The organism is Pontibacter korlensis, assembly GCF_000973725.1.
GTDB classification, from domain to species: domain Bacteria; phylum Bacteroidota; class Bacteroidia; order Cytophagales; family Hymenobacteraceae; genus Pontibacter; species Pontibacter korlensis.
Map to the genome: position 1 here is coordinate 4,813,430 of NZ_CP009621.1, position 17,892 is coordinate 4,831,321.

Below are 17,892 nucleotides of genomic sequence, written 5' to 3' on the forward strand. Positions count from 1 at the left end.
GAACATAGTATGGCTGCTTTAGGCTGGAGTATAGACTATGTGACTTTGGTCACTGTACTCAGCCTTGTAGAGCTATACCTTTATATTATCATAACAAATAACCTAGGCAGGTAATACTGAAAGGATTTGACATCGTTATACCATTGTATACACATAGCCATGAAAATACAACAGTTCGAAGATAAAGGATTAGCACACTATGCTTACGCTGTACTTAGCAAGCAAAGCAAGGAAATTATACTTATCGATCCTGCGCGAAGCCCGCAACCATACTACGAATTTGCCGAAGCGAACAATGCCAGCATAGTTGGTGTAATTGAAACACACCCGCACGCTGACTTTGTGAGCTCACACCTGGAGATACATCAAAAAACCGGAGCCACTATCTACGCGCATAGCCTGGTGGGCGCAGATTATCCTTATCAACCTTTCGATGAAGGCGCAGTGTTGCACTTAGGTGATATCAGGCTGAAGTCGCTGCACACCCCCGGCCACTCCCCAGACAGTATCAGCATTGTGCTGGAGCATGAAGGGAAAGATAAAGCCGTGTTTACTGGCGATACCCTTTTTATTGGTGATGTAGGCCGTCCGGACCTTCGGGAAAACACCGGTAACATAACGGCTAAAAGAGAAGAACTCGCCCGCCAGATGTACCACAGCACCCGCGAAAAACTCATGAAGCTTGATGATGACGTTACTGTGTATCCTGCCCACGGCGCCGGTACGCTTTGCGGTAAAGCACTGAGCGAAGCAAACAGCAGTACCATTGGGGCTGAGAAAGGAAGCAACTATGCCCTGCAGCCAATGGCAGAGGAAGAGTTTGTGAAACTGCTGACCGAGGACCAACCATTTATACCTAAATACTTCGGCTACGATGTAAGCCTCAACAAAAAGGGTGCACCTACATATGCTGCAAGTATAGCAGAAGTAAAAAGGCTGGAAAACAGCTTTACACCTGAAGAAAGCACTGTTATAGTAGATGGCAGAAACGAAAAGGCTTTCAAGAAGGGACATATGAAAGGTGCTATCAACATACAGAATGGGGGCAAGTTCGAAACCTGGTTAGGAAGTATCGTCTCCCCAAAAGAGCAGTTTTATTTAGTTGCCGAGAACGAGCAGGAGCTAAACGAGCTGATCAGCAAAGCAGCTAAAATTGGCTATGAGCAATTGATAGCAGGAGCTTTCATTCAAAACGGAAAAGCAGAAGCCTCCTCCCCTACTATTGACCTAGAGGATCTCAGACAGCATACAGAGAAGTATACTATTGTGGATGTTCGTAATGCCTCAGAAGTGAAAGCAGGTAAGTTCTTCTCCAATGCTATCAACATACCGCTGCCTGAGCTACGTGAGCGCACAAAAGAGGTACCAACAGATAAGCCAGTAGTAGTACATTGTGCGGGCGGCTACCGCTCTGCAGCCGGAAGCAGTATTCTGGAGGCTGAGCTATCTAATTTACAAGTGCTGGATTTAAGCGAAGCCGTAAAAGATTTTAAGGACGGCTCTAACTTATAGTATACCTGTAGTACGCTTTACTCTAAAATCTGCTACGCCTTACCTAAAGGCAACAGCATAATCAGACATCCACCATCACTCATACTTCAACTAACCATGGACACCCTACAGCAGAACATACTACAGAAGCAGTTTCCGCAGCTTGAGCAACCACTTTTACAGGAAATACTGCAACAGAGTGTACTAAGGCAGGTGGAGGAAGGTGACGAAGTGCTACGATCAGGCCAGTACATCCGCTCTACCATACTTCTCTTAAATGGTCTGCTCAAAGTTTACAGGGAGGATGATGAGGGTAATGAGTTTTTGATGTATTACCTGGAGCCAGGTAATGCCTGTGCCCTCTCCATTATGTGCAGTGCCCGAACCGAGAAGAGCCAGATTATGGCCAAAGCCGTAGAGCCTTCTGAGGTTGTCCTCATCCCGGCACAGCTCTCGGAAACGTGGTTGGGCAAGTATAAAACCTGGCAAAGCTTTGTCATAGCGTCTTACCGTCAGCGCTTTGAGGAGCTGCTGCAGACGCTGGATAGTATTGCCTTCAAAGCACTTGATGAGCGCCTCCTTTTTTACCTGGAACGCCATGTAAAAGTGAGAGGCACAACCATAAAGCTCTCCCACCAGCAGATAGCCGACGAGCTAAACAGTTCGCGAGAAGTGATTTCTAGGCTGCTCAAGAAACTAGAGCAAACAGGTGCGCTAACGCTGCATCGCAGCTATATAGAAGTGCATGACCTGGCACTTGTCTAGTGTGTGAAGAAGTACTGCAAAACCTTCGCGTCGGATGTTGGTATAAGCACCAAGTTCCTAATTACACATGGCTAGGCTTTTCACTAAGAAGGAATTTATTCACTGCAATTTTAGCCATTAAAATTTAACCTAGTAACTTACCTCCTTTAGAATGCTTCAGGCTCTTAAGTGACTACAGTCACAGAGCACCTTTGCTGAAGCAGGTACCTTTGTACAGGATAAAGTAATTTTTACAACAATGGAAATATTTGGATACATCGCCGCCCTGGTCATCGGACTTTCGCTGGGCCTTATCGGTGGTGGCGGCTCCATTCTTACTGTGCCTGTACTAGTATACCTGATCGGCCTGAACCCAGTCATTTCCACGGCGTATTCCCTGTTTATTGTTGGCCTTACGAGCCTTGTGGGCAGTTATAAGTTCTATAAAAAAGGATTGGTAAGCCTTAAAACAGCTGTGGTATTTGGCCTGCCCTCCATAGTGGCTGTTTATATTACCCGCCGCTACCTTGTACCAGCCATACCTGAGAATATCTTTACGCTGGGTGATACTATAGTAACGAAAGGTATGCTGCTGATGCTTCTGTTCGCAGCGCTGATGGTATTTGCTTCCATCAGCATGATCAAAAAGAAAAAGCTTACAGCAGCAACGCCTGAGCAAGGCTCCTTAGCCCAGGAACAGAAGTTCAACTATGGCGGTATACTGGCCGAAGGGCTTGTGGTAGGCACGTTGACCGGTCTTGTAGGCGCTGGCGGGGGCTTTCTGATCATCCCGGCCCTGGTACTTTTCAGTAAGCTGGACATGAAAATGGCAGTTGGCACTTCGCTCCTGATCATTGCTGTAAAATCGCTGTTTGGCTTTGTCGGAGACATCTTCAACTACGACATTAACTGGTTATTCCTGTCTGTTTTCTCGCTTATTTCCATTGCAGGCATCTTTGTTGGCTCCTTCCTTTCTACAAGAATTCCTGCTGATAAACTCAAGTCATCTTTTGGTTGGTTTGTGCTGGTGATGGGGATTTATATTATCGCGAAAGAGTTATTTTTATAAGTAGTTCTTAAGTGACAAATGTTACTGAACGGGCACGGCCTGCCCCCGTTTTTTGTGCTACAATTGTGATGTGTTGGCAGGTGAAATATTAATCCCTAAGAAACCCTTATGGGTACAGGGGTTAATATTTATCTGACAGATATACAGCTTATTTAATCTGAGTTTTAAGTATGATAGTAGAGTTTTTAAGCCAGCCCTGGCCTTGGTATACTTCAGGTGCCGTAATTGCCTTGGTAATGGTGTTGCTGTTATTTTTTGGGAAGTCGTTCGGCTTCTCTTCAAACCTGCGTGTTATCTGCGCTGCATGTGGTGCTGGCAAACACGTGAAGTTCTTCGACTTTGACTGGCGCAGCCAGCTATGGAACCTGCTCTTCCTGCTTGGTGCCATTATAGGCGGCCTCATTTCCTCCGAGTTCTTAGCAGGCGACGATGCCGTACAGATTTCACAGGCCACCATACAGGACCTAAGCGTGCTAGGCATCTCAGCACCTGACGACCTGCAGCCGGAGGAGATTTTTAGTCTGGACGCGCTCTTTACAGTGAGAGGATTTCTGATTCTCTTGATTGGAGGCTTTATGATTGGCTTTGGGTCACGTTATGCAGGGGGGTGTACCTCAGGTCATGCCATCAGCGGACTTTCGAACCTGCAGCTGCCTTCTCTCATCGCTGTTATAGGCTTTTTTATTGGCGGCCTGATCACCACATGGGTCCTGTTACCGCTGATTTTTTAACCAAAGTAAACTGAAACAACATCATGAAGGGACTAAAATACATATTAGCTGGTATTCTGTTCGGCATCGTCATGAGTAAGTCAGAGGCCATTTCATGGTTTCGCATACAGGAGATGTTCCGCTTTCAGTCGTTCCATATGTATGGCATTATTGGCACAGCTGTTATACTTGGTACATTGGTTACCTACATCATCAAGAAGTATAAATTACGAGACTACCAGGGCAATCCTATCGTTTTCACTCCAAAGGAGAAGTCGGTGCCACGCTACCTGATTGGCGGCACTATTTTTGGTTTAGGCTGGGCCCTTACCGGAGCATGTCCTGGACCTCTCTTTGTGAACATTGGCCATGGCTACTGGGCTTTTCTGGTAGCTGTAGGCGGAGCACTGGCAGGAACATACTTCTATGGCCTTATCCGGGAGAAGCTACCACACTAAAACTGTCAGCAATTTTATAAAATATATAGCTGTACAAAACCCTTGTACAGAAACAGAACAAAACCCATCACCTTACATCCTCATGGCAAAAAAGAAATTCTCATTTAAGAATATTCCCGGCTGGACTATCGTACTGGCTGTGTTTGGCATTCTGTACTTAACAGGTTTGCATACCGAAGCAATTGGGCAGGTACAGCGGCTGCTGTTAGCTACAGGCATCCGAAACGCAGATGTACCCGATACTCTTCCTGGCTCTGCCAGTGCAGCCGAAGCGGTAAAGGAATCCACAGCCATACCTGCAAAAATGGCTGGAGCTGGCTTTAAAATGGTAGACTTGGATGGGAAAGCCGTAAGCTTTGAGGGCCTGAAAGGTAAAGTGATTTTTCTAAATATTTGGGCCACCTGGTGCCCTCCCTGTGTAGCTGAGATGCCTAATATCCACAGTCTCTACAAGAAGGTTAACTCCGATGATATTGCCTTTGTAATGCTATCAGTAGATGAGGGAGGCCTGGAGAAGGTTAGAAAGTTTGTGGAGAAGAAAGGCTTTACCTTCCCTGTTTACATGCCGGCTAGCCAGTTTCCCAAAGAGTTTTACTCTAATGCCATCCCGACTACTTTTATCATCTCGCCAGAAGGGAAGATTGTAGCCAAACAGGAAGGCATGGCTGACTATGACACTAAAGAAGTACAGGACTTTCTGCAAAGTATGGTGAAGAAATAACTTTTGCATGGCAGGTATATCAGTCTGATAGCAAGCTCAGAGTACTTACCAAACAACCGTAATGCACCTAGCGCTCTGAAGAGCGACTAGTATTTCTAAAGAGTCCTAATTAGGCTTTTATTCCTATATTTACCGCAGATACCAAACAAACAACAGCATGTATACAGGATTACTGCATTTACACTCTTACATGACCTACCTGGTGCTTCTGGGTGTGCTCATCAGCTTTGGCGCTGCCCTGGCTGGCTTATTCGGCAACAGGCCGTTTACTGATAAAGACCGCAAACTGGGTCTGCTTGGCCTTATTCCAACACACCTGCAGTGGGTATTCGGTGTGATCTTATACTTTGTTTCTCCTCGCGGTCTGAGTAACTTCTCAGGCGAAGCGATGGGTGACTCTGTTTCCAGACTTTACATTCTGGAGCACCCGCTTACCATGATCATTGCCGTTGTATTGATTACCATCGGCTACTCTCGTGCAAAACGCCAGATTGGCACAGGCAAAGGCTTCAAAAGCATTGCTATCCTTTATGGTATTGCGCTGGCGCTGATCCTTAGCCGCATTCCGTGGATGGCTTGGCCAGGTAACTAATCTAATGCATATAAAAACAAAACAGCCGCTTTCCCTCAGGGAAAGCGGCTGTTTTGTTTTTATACTTTCCAGATAGCCATTTCTGGCTGCTACACCTTTTAACAATCTTTCCGACATCTTTTTCTTATCAGGTAGATCGGCCTAAAGGAGAACCTATCGCCCCACAGCAAGTATAAATTAATACACCTGCTACGCTTCCAGCGGATTATACTGCTCCTTCTTTTGCATTACATTCAGAGATGCTCAGGCCATATGATACAACCAGTTGTTGCTTTACTTCTGTTACTGCTGCTCATTCCCATCCAGGAGAAGGATATCTATAAGGAAAGAAGGGAAGAGATGGTCAGGAAATCTATTGAGCGCAGAGGTGTTGATGATAAAGCCGTACTTAAAGCCATGCGCACTGTTAAGCGGCACCTCTTTGTTCCTTCCAGCCAAGTGGAAGCAGCCTATGAAGACCATCCATTACCAATTGGTGCGGGACAGACTATATCACAGCCATACATGGTCGCTTTCATGACTGAGGTAATCAGGCCAAACCCACAAATGAAAGTTTTGGAAATAGGTACAGGCAACGGTTATCAGGCAGCGGTGTTAGCAGAAATTGTAAAAGAGGTTTATACTATAGAGATCATACCTGAACTAGGCCAATCGGCTGCTAAACGCCTTAAGACACTGGGCTATGATAATGTGCAGGTGAAAGTAGGAAACGGGTACCACGGCTGGCCAGAACATGCCCCCTTCGATGCCATTGTTGTAACCGCTGCTGCCGAGGCTGTGCCACCTCCTTTGCTGGCTCAGTTAAAAGACGGTGGCAGAATGGTAATTCCGATTGGCTCTACCTCTCAAACACAGACCCTGACCCTAATAGAAAAGAAGAAAGGCAAAGCTCTAACCACGAAGCTGATGCCAGTGCTCTTCGTTCCTTTCACCGGCGGTGACAAGAAAGAATGATACTACCAGCCTAACAACAAGGAACGCTGCCTCTAAGGGCTGAACTCGCTTGCTAGCCAAGTTCGATCAGAAATTCTTTCTAAAAAACACCACCTCCATCCTATAACTATCTGGCTTTTAACGTAAAAAGACTTTTTAAGAATTAGCAGCTACACTCTTCAGGCAACGCCTGTTCGTAACTTCTTAATGAGAGGAAAATGGAGGATTACAAAGATGCAGAAGGCACCACTGACATTCAAGTGTCCCAACAAGGTGAAGCAGTACCTGCTGCAGCCACAGGTGCGGGCACAGTATCTGCACCGAAGCCTGCCTTGGGTATCACAGATGCCATAGCTGTAATAGTAGGAATTGTAGTGGGAGCCGGTATATTCCGCACTCCATCATTGGTAGCTGCCAACTCAGACAGCGGCACTATGTTTATGGCAACCTGGCTACTAGGTGGGCTTGTCTCCCTGATTGGTGCACTCTGCTACGCAGAACTTACGACTACTTTTCCCAACGCAGGGGGGGACTACCACTTCCTGACACGCGCTTTCGGTAAAAAGCCTGCTTTCCTGTTTGCCTGGGCACGCATGAGCGTGATCCAGACAGGTTCTATCGCCTTGCTGGCCTTTATCATAGGTGATTATCTGGCACAGATTTACAGTATAGGCTCCTTTGCCTCCGTCATTTATGCTGCCTTGGTAGTTATTGTCTTAACTGGTATCAACATCATCGGGATTAGTGTAGGGACAGGCACGCAAAAGTTGCTCACGGCATTAGAGATACTTGGGGTTTTGCTGGTAATAGTAGCAGGCTTATTCTTCGCTCCCCCCGAAACAGAAGCCATAAGTACAACGGCAGCTGTAGCTGAGAATAATAATTCCTTAGGCCTGGCAATGGTTTTCGTGTTGCTGACCTTTGGCGGCTGGAACGAAGCAGCTTATATCTCTGCCGAACTGAAGTCGGGGCGAAAGGGCATGGCCACTGTAATGATCCTGAGCATTTGCATTATCACAGCTATTTACCTGCTTATAAACCTATCCTACCTCCATGTGCTTGGGCTGGATGGCATGTCGCAGTCTAGTGCCGTAGCAGGCGACCTGATGCAAGCTACCTTTGGGGAAGGAGGTCTTGTACTGATCGGGCTTTTAGTAGCTGTTGCCGCTTTAACCTCCGTTAACGCTACTATCTTTACAGGTGCCCGTACCAATTACGCTCTTGGCCGTGACTTTCCGGTTTTTGGTTTGCTTGGCAAGTGGAATGAGCAGACATCGTCGCCGGTAAATGCTTTCCTGGTGCAGGGCGGTATCTCACTAGCCTTGATTGGCCTTGGGTTTATTACCCGCAACGGCTTTGAAACCATTGTAGAGTATACAGCACCAGTCTTTTGGTTCTTCCTGTTTTTGGTAGGTATAGCCTTGTTTGTCCTGCGCCGGAAAGAACCAGACCTGTACCGTCCTTTCAGGGTGCCCCTCTACCCTGTAACGCCGCTTATTTTTTGCATCACCAGCGCTTACCTGTTCTACTCCAGTTTAGTATACACCGGGCTTGGTGCACTGGTAGGTGTGGCAGTACTGCTGCTTGGCGTGCTTATACTTTTTTCTTTACCTATGCTGAGCCGGTTGCAGCAAAACAAAGGTACACCCAAGGGTATTTAGATGGTGTGCCAGCCTAAGTCGAGTAAATTTAATTGCCTCTTATAATCCTATTCAATCAAGCAACGATATAACTGTAGTACAGGCAGCTACGTAGAAGTAACACTTCATCAACAAGCGCACGGAGGCTACCCTGCTGACATCCCGGTTCGTCACCCTTCGGGAACCAGTCCTATCCAGCACCACATCGTTGCTCACTATATCCTATATCCATATTTTATACCTAAAGCTAAGAAAATGAGAATCTTGAAACAGTCATTCTGCACAATGTTGCTCATACTTTTTGCAACAGTATTTGTTTCTGCCCAAGAAACAATGAAACGGACCCCCGATGTACCGTATGTACCTACCCGACAGGTGGTGGTAGATGCGATGCTGAAACTTGCCGATGTTAAAAAGGATGATGTTCTTTATGATTTGGGCTGCGGCGACGGACGCATCGTAATAACAGCAGCAAAAGAGTATGGCGCAAGAGGAACAGGCGTAGACATAAATCCTGAGCGTATACAGGAAGCCAATGCAAACGCTCGCGAAGCCAACGTTACAGACAAAGTACGCTTTATAGAGGGCGACCTGTTTGAGGAGGATTTCAGCCAGGCGTCTGTGGTTACCTTATACCTGCTGCCAGCTGTAAACCAGAAACTACGCCCCATCCTGATGAAGCAGCTAAAACCAGGTACCCGCATTGTGTCGCACGCTTTTGACATGGGTGACTGGGAGCCTGAACAGACTGTAGAAGTCGATGGTACCAAGATTTTCCTTTGGACCATTCCAGAGAAAAAATAATCTAACGTGTATACTTTAAGTTGCCTTGCTCCGCTCTTTACTGTGGAGCGAGGTTTTACTGTTCCAGCACTCCTGAATCTAAACTGCGCCTTTTCTTCATTGCCGGCCTAACCTGTATAAGCTATAAGTAGGAATGGCTTGTAAAGGAAATTGCAGTTTATGAAAACAAAAACGGAGGATATATGTCATACAATAATGTCACCTCATGCAATACTTGCAGAGGTACATCATATTTATCGTTCCGTTCCATATCAAAATAGAAACAAATGAGCAGCAACACGAAAAAGTTAGCTGATATACCTTTCTCTGTCTTAGACCTTGTGCCAATTCTGGAGGGCAAGACAGCAAGCGATTCTTTTAAAACCAGCCTTGATTTAGCCCAACACGTTGAGAAGTGGGGGTTTAAGCGTTTCTGGATGGCAGAGCACCACAACATGCCAGGCATAGCCAGCTCGGCTACCTCTGTCTTAATCGGCCACATTGCTGGCGGTACAGAAAGTATCAGAGTAGGGTCTGGCGGCATTATGCTTCCCAACCACGCGCCATTGGTAGTAGCAGAGCAGTTTGGTACGCTTGAGTCGTTGTACCCGGGCAGAATAGACTTGGGACTTGGTCGTGCACCTGGCACAGATCAGGTAACAGCAATGGCCTTGCGCCGGGACCTGCGTGGCAGTGCTGAAGATTTTCCGGAGCATGTGCAGGAGCTTCTGCAATATTTTTCTCCAGAGGATTATAACGCGAAAGTGCGTGCCGTACCTGGTCAGGGGTTGGAGGTTCCGATTTGGCTACTTGGCTCTAGTACCTACAGCGCACAGCTTGCGGGTATACTTGGTTTGCCTTTTGCTTTTGCCAGCCACTTTGCACCGGCTGCCTTACACGTTGCCCTAAAAGTATACCGCGAAAGCTTCAGACCTTCTGAGTACCTGCAGGAGCCATATGCCATTGCATGTATAAACGCAGTAGCAGCAGATACCGACGCAGAAGCAGAGCACTTGGCAACTACACTTTACCAGTCGTTCCTGAACGTGATCAGGGGCACAGCAAAACCACAGGCAGCGCCGGTGGAGAGTATGGAGGGTTTATGGGATTCTTCTGAAAAGTACGCGGTGCACCAGATGCTGCGCTACACATTTATAGGCTCACCCGCCACAGTTAAAGAAGATTTACAGGCCTTCCTGAATGACACCCAGGTAAATGAGCTAATGTTTGCCTCTCATATCTATGATCACCAGGCAAGGTTGCGTTCTTATGAGATACTATCGGAGATGTGTAAGAAGGAGCAGAAAGTTTAGATCTACACCAGCTTTTGCAGTCAGGGCCATAGATTAATCCAGGAAGCAATCGTATACTCTAGATTGTAGCCACTTAGCCTCGTTAATCTATGGGAACCAATGTATGTGAAACCCTGCAGATCAGTAGCCCTTCTTTTAGTGCTGGAGATAATATTCCTAAAAAGCATACTTGCGACGGGGAGGACATAAATCCAGCCTTGGAGATCGGTGATCTGCCGGAAGAAACCAAAAGCCTTGTGCTGATTGTAAACGATCCGGATGCACCAAACGGCAATTGGGTGCATTGGTTGGTTTGGGATGTACCGCCAATTCACTTTATTCAGGAGAACAGTTCGCCGGGTACTGTGGGCATGAATGACTTTGGCTACATAAATTATGCTGGTCCCTGCCCCTCTCTTGGCACCCATCGATATTTCTTTAGGGTATATGCTCTGGACATAGATCTTAACTTAAGCTCTGGCAGCAACAAAGAGCAAGTGTACCTGCAAATGGAGAATCATATTATTGGTACAGGGCAACTGATGGGCCTCTATAGCCACTAACTTGCAATATTATTATACTTGAAAAGCCTGCTTCTACTGTTTAGAAGCAGGCTTTTTTATACCCTATCTCTTTTCGGTTTTTGTAGCTCCCCCGGAAATAGATTTCACTTCCTGGCAAAGAGCCAAAGTATAAGCTGCTGTGTTTTTGGTTGAAGTATACAAAATAACCTATCTTACTAGTATGAAAAAAGCTGCTTCACTTCTCCTGCTTTGGCTTGCCCTATGCCTGCCGCTTTATACTTTGGCCCTTAGTCCTTCACCTCGTGTTGTCATTGGCGCTGAACGTTTATTTAGCCCAGCATATCTCCCCCTAATTAAAGGCAAGCGTATCGGGTTGGTTACCAACCATACCGGTCTTTTGCCAGACGGGCAGCACCTGGTGGATGTACTGTATGCCAGAAAGGATGTAAAACTGACTACCCTGTTTGGCCCGGAGCATGGCATCAGAGGAGACCAGGATAATCATGTGGCAAGCGGAACTGATAGCAAAACAGGTCTGCCCGTGATCTCGCTTTATGGGAAAGTGCGCAAACCTACCCCTGAAATGCTGCAGAATGTGGATGTGCTGATTTTTGACATACAGGATATTGGCGCTCGCTTCTATACATACATCGCCACTATGAACCATGTGTTAGAAGCCGCAGCCGAGCAGAATATTCCTTACCTGGTTTTAGACAGGCCAAACGCCATCGGAGGTACGTATGTAGACGGCCCTATAGGAGGAAAACCGGGAGAGCCGGTAAGTGGGGTAGCGCAGTTGCCTGTAACCCATGGCATGACTGTAGGCGAACTGGCTACCATGTTTAACGAAGAGCGTGCCGCCAGAAAACTACCCAAAGCCAAACTTACCGTTGTCCCCATGCAGCACTATACCCGGGAGCTGTGGTACGACGAAACCAACCTTCCCTGGGTCAAACCATCCCCTAACATGCTCACGCTTACCACGGCCACTGTATACCCCGCCACCTGTTTACTGGAGGGCACCAACATCTCCGAGGCACGTGGTACCCTACACCCCTTCGAGCACATTGCTGCACCATGGATAGATGGAGAAAAGCTTTCTGCCCAACTAAATAGCTATAAGTTGAAAGGAGTTACTTTTAAACCAGCTTCTTTTGTACCAGACAGCATCGTGGACGGCATCAAAATATACCCTCCAAAGTTTATGGGTGAACAATGCTACGGCACCGAAATGGTAGTAACCGACCGAAAAGTCTTTGAGTCGGCAAAGGCAGGAGTTTATGTGCTGCATGCCCTGAAGACACTGTACCCAAAGCAATTGGAGTGGCGCCAAGGCCGTATGGATAAACTATGGGGTACTCCGAAAGTAAGAGAGCAACTACAGGCAGGACAAACTCCTGAGGAAATCGTAAAACAGTGGGATGCAGACCTGGCCCACTTCCGGAAGGTACGACAGAAATACCTCCTTTATTGATCAGTAAATCATCTCAAGCAATTATTGTTAAGCAGGATAAACGATGAAAAAGCAACTCCTTCTTTCGCTATTCACCGTCCTGTGCCTGACCACCCAGGCACAGGACAACAACTGGACCTGGGGTGGTCCTTTAGATCCTGCACAGGCTACCTTTGATGTAAAGCACTACACACTGCGCCTGAATGTATCCCCTGATGAACGCAAAATTGGGGGCTCTGCAGATGCCACAGTTGAGTTAGTCTCTCCCACAGATAAAATCCGGCTGAACCTGATAAATGCCTACACGGTGAGTGGCGTGAAGGTAGATGGTAAGAAAGCTAACTATACCAGGGGTAATAATGCGTTGGATGTGCAGTTGAAGAAAACATACCAGCCGGGACAACGGGTAACTATAACAGTCGATTACGCTGGCACGCCGCCAGAAGCTGTAAACCCGCCATGGCAGGGAGGCTTCACCTTTGCCAGAGACGCAAACGGAAAACATTGGGTGGGCCTTTCTTCTCAGAATGAAGGAGCCAAAATCTTTATGCCCTGCAAAGATCACCCATCAGACGAGCCGGATGAGGGTGTGGAGCAGTTTATTTCCGTGCCTGCTCCCTACCAGGTAGCGGCTAATGGCTTGCTGGTTTCGGAGAAGAAGAAAGGCGACCAAATCATCTATCACTGGAAAACCGACTACACCATTAACAACTACGGCATAAACTTTACAGTCGGCGATTTTGAAGTGACCCGCCGCGACTTCACCACCGTTGAAGGCAACATAGTACCCATGGTGATGTACCTGCTACGCCAGAACGCTGCCAAGGCTCCGGAGCTGATGAACATACTGGAGATAAGCCTGAAGACACAGGAGAAATACTTTGGAGAATACCCGTTCAGGAAAGAGAAGGTGGGCATTGTGGAAACGCCTTACCTGGGCATGGAACACCAAACCATCAATGCTTATGGCAACAAGTTTAGGTTCACGACCATCGGCAACACGCCCTATGACCACCTGCTGCACCATGAGTTAGGCCATGAGTGGTGGGGCAACAAAGTAAGTGTAAAGGATTGGGCAGATTTCTGGGTGCAGGAAGGCCTCTGCACTTACGGTGACTGGCTTTTTGTAGAAGAGCACGCTGGCCACGTAGCCTACCTGAAACATGTGCAGCAAATAGGCAGAAGCATCCCCAACCGCAACCCTATCATCATGAAAGAGGAGAACGTAGACTCAGACGAGGCCTACCATGGTGAGATTTATAGCAAGGGAGCACACGTCATGCACTCGCTCCGTTATCTGCTCGGCGACGAAGTCTTCTTCCGAACACTCAAAAATTTTATTCTCGACCCAGCCTATACCTATGCAAAGCAGGTAAAGACTGAAGACCTGCAAGCATATTTTACAAAACAGACAGGCCATGACATTAAGCCATTCTTTGACTTGTACCTGCGCACTACTGAGGTGCCGGAAGTGGTGGTAGAGCAAACTTCTTCAAACACCTACACTATCCGCATACCCAACATCAATTTTACCTTACCGATGGATGTAAAAACCAATACCGGCACACAGCGCCTGGGACTATCCAACAAACCAATGGAAGTTACGTCCACATCAACGCCAGTGATAGATGAGAATGGCTGGTACCTGAAACGCGTAAAGACGGGAGAGAAAACACTGTAGAACGAAAACCTCTCCTTAGCTCCTATTTTTTGTTTGGCTGTGGCTGTCCTGCCTTAAAGTATTTGCGCTGTAGCTGTAGCTTTAGCCATTCGGGTTAACCAACACCCCTAACCCCTCCTCGGAGGGGAATTTTAGGAAACAATAAACATCCCCCTATGCCACCTTCAAAGGGGGTTTAGCAAAGGTTGGGGCTATCGAACCTGATTCCAGGCCTTGGATTTCACAAGGCGCTCAACCCAAGGCTTGGAGGGCACCAAAGCTCACTATGAAACGGGTGAGAAGTAAAGCCAAGGATAGATAGCTGCTAGAAAGTATAGCCAAAAACTCATATGTATAGCTACAGCCACTCTCATTCCTCAAACTACAAACCTAACCACTCTCCTCCTCGTTTCTGATGGTCTGAAAGTATAAACCATCAAAAGAAACACATTTGGAAAGAATAAGCACAACACCACAAACGGCAAAGCAAATCGACAGCCTGGTAAGGGAGCAACTAGTGGAGCTACTCCAGGGTGGCTTTGCACCCAACGTAATCCTGCTCAGGGAGTTTGACTATCGCAAAGCAGGTATTATGCTCGATGGGCTCCACTTTTCCGCATGGGTACTTCTTGGCCACATCAGGGCAAGGCAACAGACACTGCTCAGCTTTATGAAAAGCCCGGAGCAGAATATAGATGTGTGGCCTGACGCACATTGGCCAGAGAACCATGTTCCCGAAAGCGAACAGGAGTGGAACCGGGCTATTGATGCCTATGAGCGCGAGCTAGATGAAATGATCGCACTAGTAAAAGATCCTAATACAAATCTGTTTGAAGTACATGGTAACGGAAAAACCTTATCCTGGGCCGCCATGACGACACTTCACCATACCGGCTACCATATCGGCCAGCTAAAAACGGTAGGCCGACAGGTAGGAGTCTGGTAAAGTGCTAGCTTTGGTACAGCGGCTGCTGAGAAGCTATGATCTCCTGCTTGAGTTCATCAAAATCCTGATGCAGCGGCTCTGTAGCATAGCTCATGGCTTGCCCTTTAAACTGAGGGTAGTTCAGGTAGCGAATCAGCGGCCCTGCTATAGTATCAGCTTTCTCAGCCTGCTCATCCGTTAGCTGGTCCATCCAATAACCCGACTGCCCCTTTTTCAGGTGCTTCGGGTTATTACTTTTTAAAGTGGCAAAACTCATTGCCTCCTGCAGTTCCTCCCGCTGTGCCTCATCCATCTCTAAACCCAGGTAAGCCAGCAGGCGCCCCAACTCCTGCTGAAAATCGAGCAAGAAACCTTCATAAAAAGCAATATGAATGTTGTGCTGCCGGCTCAGGCGCAGATGATCATACACATGCCACACCCATTCCAGCATCAGCTCCTCAAAATGCTTCTCCAGGTACCGCTGCGCGTCTCGTTCCTCCTGCGGATAATACTTGAGCATATATTCAGAAGTGTAGTATTTCGAGGCAGATATGGCACGGTCGCGAGGGTCTCGTACAATGTACACCTTCTTGTCGAACAGGTTCAGTAACTCTCCGCTGCGCTTACAGATTGGCGAGTGTGTCCAGACATGGTCTGTTTGGGAAACATAGTCCTCTATGTCTTCCACCGGCATCCGGAAAATACTGCTGATGCGGTAGCTGTACTGCAGGTCAGTGATATCCAGAACATCTATACTTGCCTGGCTAGGGTAGTTCAGGTCCCAGGTTTTGGCAAGCTCATAGATTGGCTGCCGCTGAATAAAGCTGGAGATCGGTTGCCCGCTGCGTTGAAGGATTTGCTGTAGGATCTGGTAAAGCCAAAAATTGCCGCACTTAGGAGCACCTCCCTGCAGTATTTTCATAGGTGTAAGGGTGTTTGGTTCAACATAGCCTGGTTGCTATACGTCTCTAAGAACATTGTTGCCGTACAAGGTCAGCAAGAAGTGTAGCTTTTTATACTTAGCGCGTATTAAACCTGCCGAAACGATGAAAAACATATACCCTTTTAAGTCCAAGGTCTGCAATGAGCAACGTAGGCAGCTCATGCAACAGGAACCTCGTTTGTTCTGGCTTACTGGCCTCTCCGGCTCCGGAAAAAGCACTCTAGCTTTGCGCCTGGAGCATTACCTGTTTCACCAGGGTTATAAAGTATACTTGCTGGATGGTGACAATATCCGCAATGGCCTGTGCCAAGACTTGAGCTTCACTGAAAAAGACCGTAAGGAGAACGTCCGCCGTGTAGGCCAAGTAGCTAACTTGCTGTTGGATGCAGGTTTGGTGGTTATCTGTGCCTTTATCTCGCCATATGCTGCAGAACGGGAATTGGTAAGGCAAATTGTAGGTAGTGACAGGTTTTCTGAAGTGTTTGTTAGCTGCTCTCTGGAGGTATGCGAAAAGCGTGACACCAAAGGTCTTTATGCAAAGGCCAGGCAAGGCATCATTCCAAACTTTACCGGCATCAGCGCCCCCTACCAAGCGCCCAAACAGCCGAATATTACCCTCCACACCGATCAGGAGTCGATAGAAGAATCACTGCAAAAACTCTTAACTTACGCCGAGCCACAGCTAAGCCTGCAGCCTCAGATGAAAGTAGCTGCAGGGGTGTAACACGTTAAATTTGTAGATCAAAACTAAGCTGTGATTTGAAAGAAATATTCGGTTCAAGATTCGTCAGCTCCGGCTATCGAACTTGTTCCCAGCCCTTGGGTTGAGCGCCTTGTGAGATCCGGTGCCGCGCATGCGGCAGCGCCCCGGCGCAGGAGGGAACACAGCGCGATGCCTAAGGACGAGCCCTCGCGGGCTTGAGCGCCCCAAAGCCGGAGGTGAAACGAGCAGGTGGTAAAGCCGTGGAGGAACAGCAGCTAGAAATGATAGCTCTGGTTAACGAATAAACACATTAACAACTCCTTTACCCAAATATGATTACGCAAGAAACTCCAGACATATCTCACCTACTACAAATAGCTAAAACAGCCGCAATGGAAGCGGGAGAAGCGATCATGCAGGTTTATACTTCGGGTGAAATTGAGGTTGATCTGAAGGCCGACAACTCTCCCCTAACGAAGGCAGACCGCGCTGCACATGAAATTATCAGTAGACATTTAGCTGGCACTGCTTTACCCATACTTTCGGAAGAGGGAAAACATCAGGATTATGAGCAGCGGAAGAACTGGACATGGTATTGGCTGGTGGACCCACTGGATGGCACAAAAGAGTTTGTAAAGCGCAACGGGGAATTTACCGTAAACATTGCGCTGATGCATGAAAGCAAGCCAGTGGGTGGAGTGATATATGCGCCTGTTCTGGATAGCCTTTATCTTGGCTCTGTGCAGACGGGTGTATATAGAGAAGAGCAGGGACTCAAAGTTCAACTGAAACCGCTACAAGCGAGGTATACCTTGCAAACTTTAATGCAACAGCGGCAGGTAGCCGTAATTGCGTCCCGCACACATCTGAGCCCACAGACGGAGGAGTTTATTCAGCGCTTCCCAAACACGCAGATGTTCAACATGGGTAGCTCTCTTAAGTTTATGTTACTGGCAGAAGGCAAGGCAGATGTATACCCTCGCTTCGCCCCTACCATGGAATGGGATACCGGTGCAGCACATGCCATCCTGAACGCCCTGAACAGAGGCATATACCAGCAGGGTCTTCAAACAGAGCTGAAGTACAACAAAGAAGACCTTCTGAACCCAAACTTTGTAGCACTGTAACGATGGCACTATAGCTTTCACCTATTTTCTATCTTCAAACTTATAGTTAACTTATACTTGCTGGATAGGAAATATGTGAAGAAAAGTATGCAGTAGAATCTACTAAATTGTAGGCCTAGCTATC

At 47.4% G+C, this 17,892-nt stretch carries 18 protein-coding genes; 17 read left to right on the forward strand and 1 reads right to left on the reverse strand.

Annotation, left to right across the window (positions count from 1 at the left end):
* Positions 1-159: 159 nt before the first annotated feature.
* The 15 genes from PKOR_RS20675 to PKOR_RS20745 all read left to right on the forward strand — a co-directional run bounded on the left by PKOR_RS20675 (position 160) and on the right by PKOR_RS20745 (position 15,016).
* Complete coding sequence (locus PKOR_RS20675) at positions 160-1,512, forward strand: MBL fold metallo-hydrolase (RefSeq protein WP_046313197.1); 1,353 nt, start codon at positions 160-162, stop codon at positions 1,510-1,512.
* A 96-nt stretch (positions 1,513-1,608) separates the two neighbouring features.
* Complete coding sequence (locus PKOR_RS20680; RefSeq protein WP_046313198.1) at positions 1,609-2,256, forward strand: Crp/Fnr family transcriptional regulator; 648 nt, start codon at positions 1,609-1,611, stop codon at positions 2,254-2,256.
* A gap of 238 nt (positions 2,257-2,494) precedes the next feature.
* Positions 2,495-3,304: a sulfite exporter TauE/SafE family protein gene (locus PKOR_RS20685; RefSeq protein WP_046313200.1), complete on the forward strand. Its 810-nt coding sequence runs from the start codon at positions 2,495-2,497 to the stop codon at positions 3,302-3,304.
* 170 nt (positions 3,305-3,474) lie between these two features.
* The gene (locus PKOR_RS20690; RefSeq protein WP_046313202.1) at positions 3,475-4,035 is read left to right on the forward strand and encodes a YeeE/YedE family protein; all 561 of its coding nucleotides are present in this window, start codon (positions 3,475-3,477) and stop codon (positions 4,033-4,035) included.
* A 23-nt stretch (positions 4,036-4,058) separates the two neighbouring features.
* On the forward strand, positions 4,059-4,472 hold the full coding sequence (locus PKOR_RS20695) for a YeeE/YedE family protein (RefSeq protein ID WP_046313204.1): 414 nt from the start codon (positions 4,059-4,061) through the stop codon (positions 4,470-4,472).
* A gap of 82 nt (positions 4,473-4,554) precedes the next feature.
* Positions 4,555-5,193, forward strand: coding sequence for a TlpA family protein disulfide reductase (locus PKOR_RS20700; RefSeq protein ID WP_046313206.1), 639 nt, complete (start codon positions 4,555-4,557; stop codon positions 5,191-5,193).
* A gap of 157 nt (positions 5,194-5,350) precedes the next feature.
* Positions 5,351-5,785: a hypothetical protein gene (locus tag PKOR_RS20705; RefSeq protein WP_046313208.1), complete on the forward strand. Its 435-nt coding sequence runs from the start codon at positions 5,351-5,353 to the stop codon at positions 5,783-5,785.
* 252 nt (positions 5,786-6,037) lie between these two features.
* On the forward strand, positions 6,038-6,739 hold the full coding sequence (locus PKOR_RS20710) for a protein-L-isoaspartate(D-aspartate) O-methyltransferase (RefSeq protein ID WP_046313210.1): 702 nt from the start codon (positions 6,038-6,040) through the stop codon (positions 6,737-6,739).
* A gap of 197 nt (positions 6,740-6,936) precedes the next feature.
* Positions 6,937-8,379, forward strand: coding sequence for an APC family permease (locus PKOR_RS20715; protein WP_148561764.1), 1,443 nt, complete (start codon positions 6,937-6,939; stop codon positions 8,377-8,379).
* A gap of 312 nt (positions 8,380-8,691) precedes the next feature.
* Positions 8,692-9,162, forward strand: coding sequence for an SAM-dependent methyltransferase (locus PKOR_RS20720; protein ID WP_235336906.1), 471 nt, complete (start codon positions 8,692-8,694; stop codon positions 9,160-9,162).
* A 266-nt stretch (positions 9,163-9,428) separates the two neighbouring features.
* On the forward strand, positions 9,429-10,454 hold the full coding sequence (locus PKOR_RS20725) for an LLM class flavin-dependent oxidoreductase (protein ID WP_046313213.1): 1,026 nt from the start codon (positions 9,429-9,431) through the stop codon (positions 10,452-10,454).
* A gap of 89 nt (positions 10,455-10,543) precedes the next feature.
* Complete coding sequence (locus tag PKOR_RS20730; protein WP_046313215.1) at positions 10,544-10,996, forward strand: YbhB/YbcL family Raf kinase inhibitor-like protein; 453 nt, start codon at positions 10,544-10,546, stop codon at positions 10,994-10,996.
* A gap of 181 nt (positions 10,997-11,177) precedes the next feature.
* Complete coding sequence (locus PKOR_RS20735) at positions 11,178-12,431, forward strand: exo-beta-N-acetylmuramidase NamZ family protein (RefSeq protein WP_046313217.1); 1,254 nt, start codon at positions 11,178-11,180, stop codon at positions 12,429-12,431.
* A 43-nt stretch (positions 12,432-12,474) separates the two neighbouring features.
* The gene (locus PKOR_RS20740) at positions 12,475-14,091 is read left to right on the forward strand and encodes a M1 family metallopeptidase (protein WP_046313218.1); all 1,617 of its coding nucleotides are present in this window, start codon (positions 12,475-12,477) and stop codon (positions 14,089-14,091) included.
* Between the two features lie 430 nt (positions 14,092-14,521).
* Positions 14,522-15,016 carry a hypothetical protein gene (locus PKOR_RS20745; RefSeq protein ID WP_084694867.1) on the forward strand — a complete coding sequence of 165 codons (495 nt, stop codon included), beginning with the start codon at positions 14,522-14,524 and terminating at the stop codon, positions 15,014-15,016.
* Between the two features lie 4 nt (positions 15,017-15,020).
* Here PKOR_RS20745 and PKOR_RS20750 read toward each other — a convergent pair whose 3' ends face one another.
* Positions 15,021-15,917 carry a sulfotransferase domain-containing protein gene (locus PKOR_RS20750; RefSeq protein WP_046313219.1) on the reverse strand — a complete coding sequence of 299 codons (897 nt, stop codon included), beginning with the start codon at positions 15,915-15,917 and terminating at the stop codon, positions 15,021-15,023.
* Positions 15,918-16,041: 124 nt separating this feature from the next.
* Between PKOR_RS20750 and cysC the strand changes: the two genes are divergently transcribed.
* Together cysC and cysQ are read left to right on the forward strand one after the other, a co-directional pair.
* Complete coding sequence (gene cysC, locus PKOR_RS20755; protein WP_046313221.1) at positions 16,042-16,662, forward strand: adenylyl-sulfate kinase; 621 nt, start codon at positions 16,042-16,044, stop codon at positions 16,660-16,662.
* A 311-nt stretch (positions 16,663-16,973) separates the two neighbouring features.
* On the forward strand, positions 16,974-17,768 hold the full coding sequence (cysQ, locus tag PKOR_RS20760) for a 3'(2'),5'-bisphosphate nucleotidase CysQ (protein ID WP_046313223.1): 795 nt from the start codon (positions 16,974-16,976) through the stop codon (positions 17,766-17,768).
* The last annotated feature ends 124 nt before the right edge of the window (positions 17,769-17,892 follow it).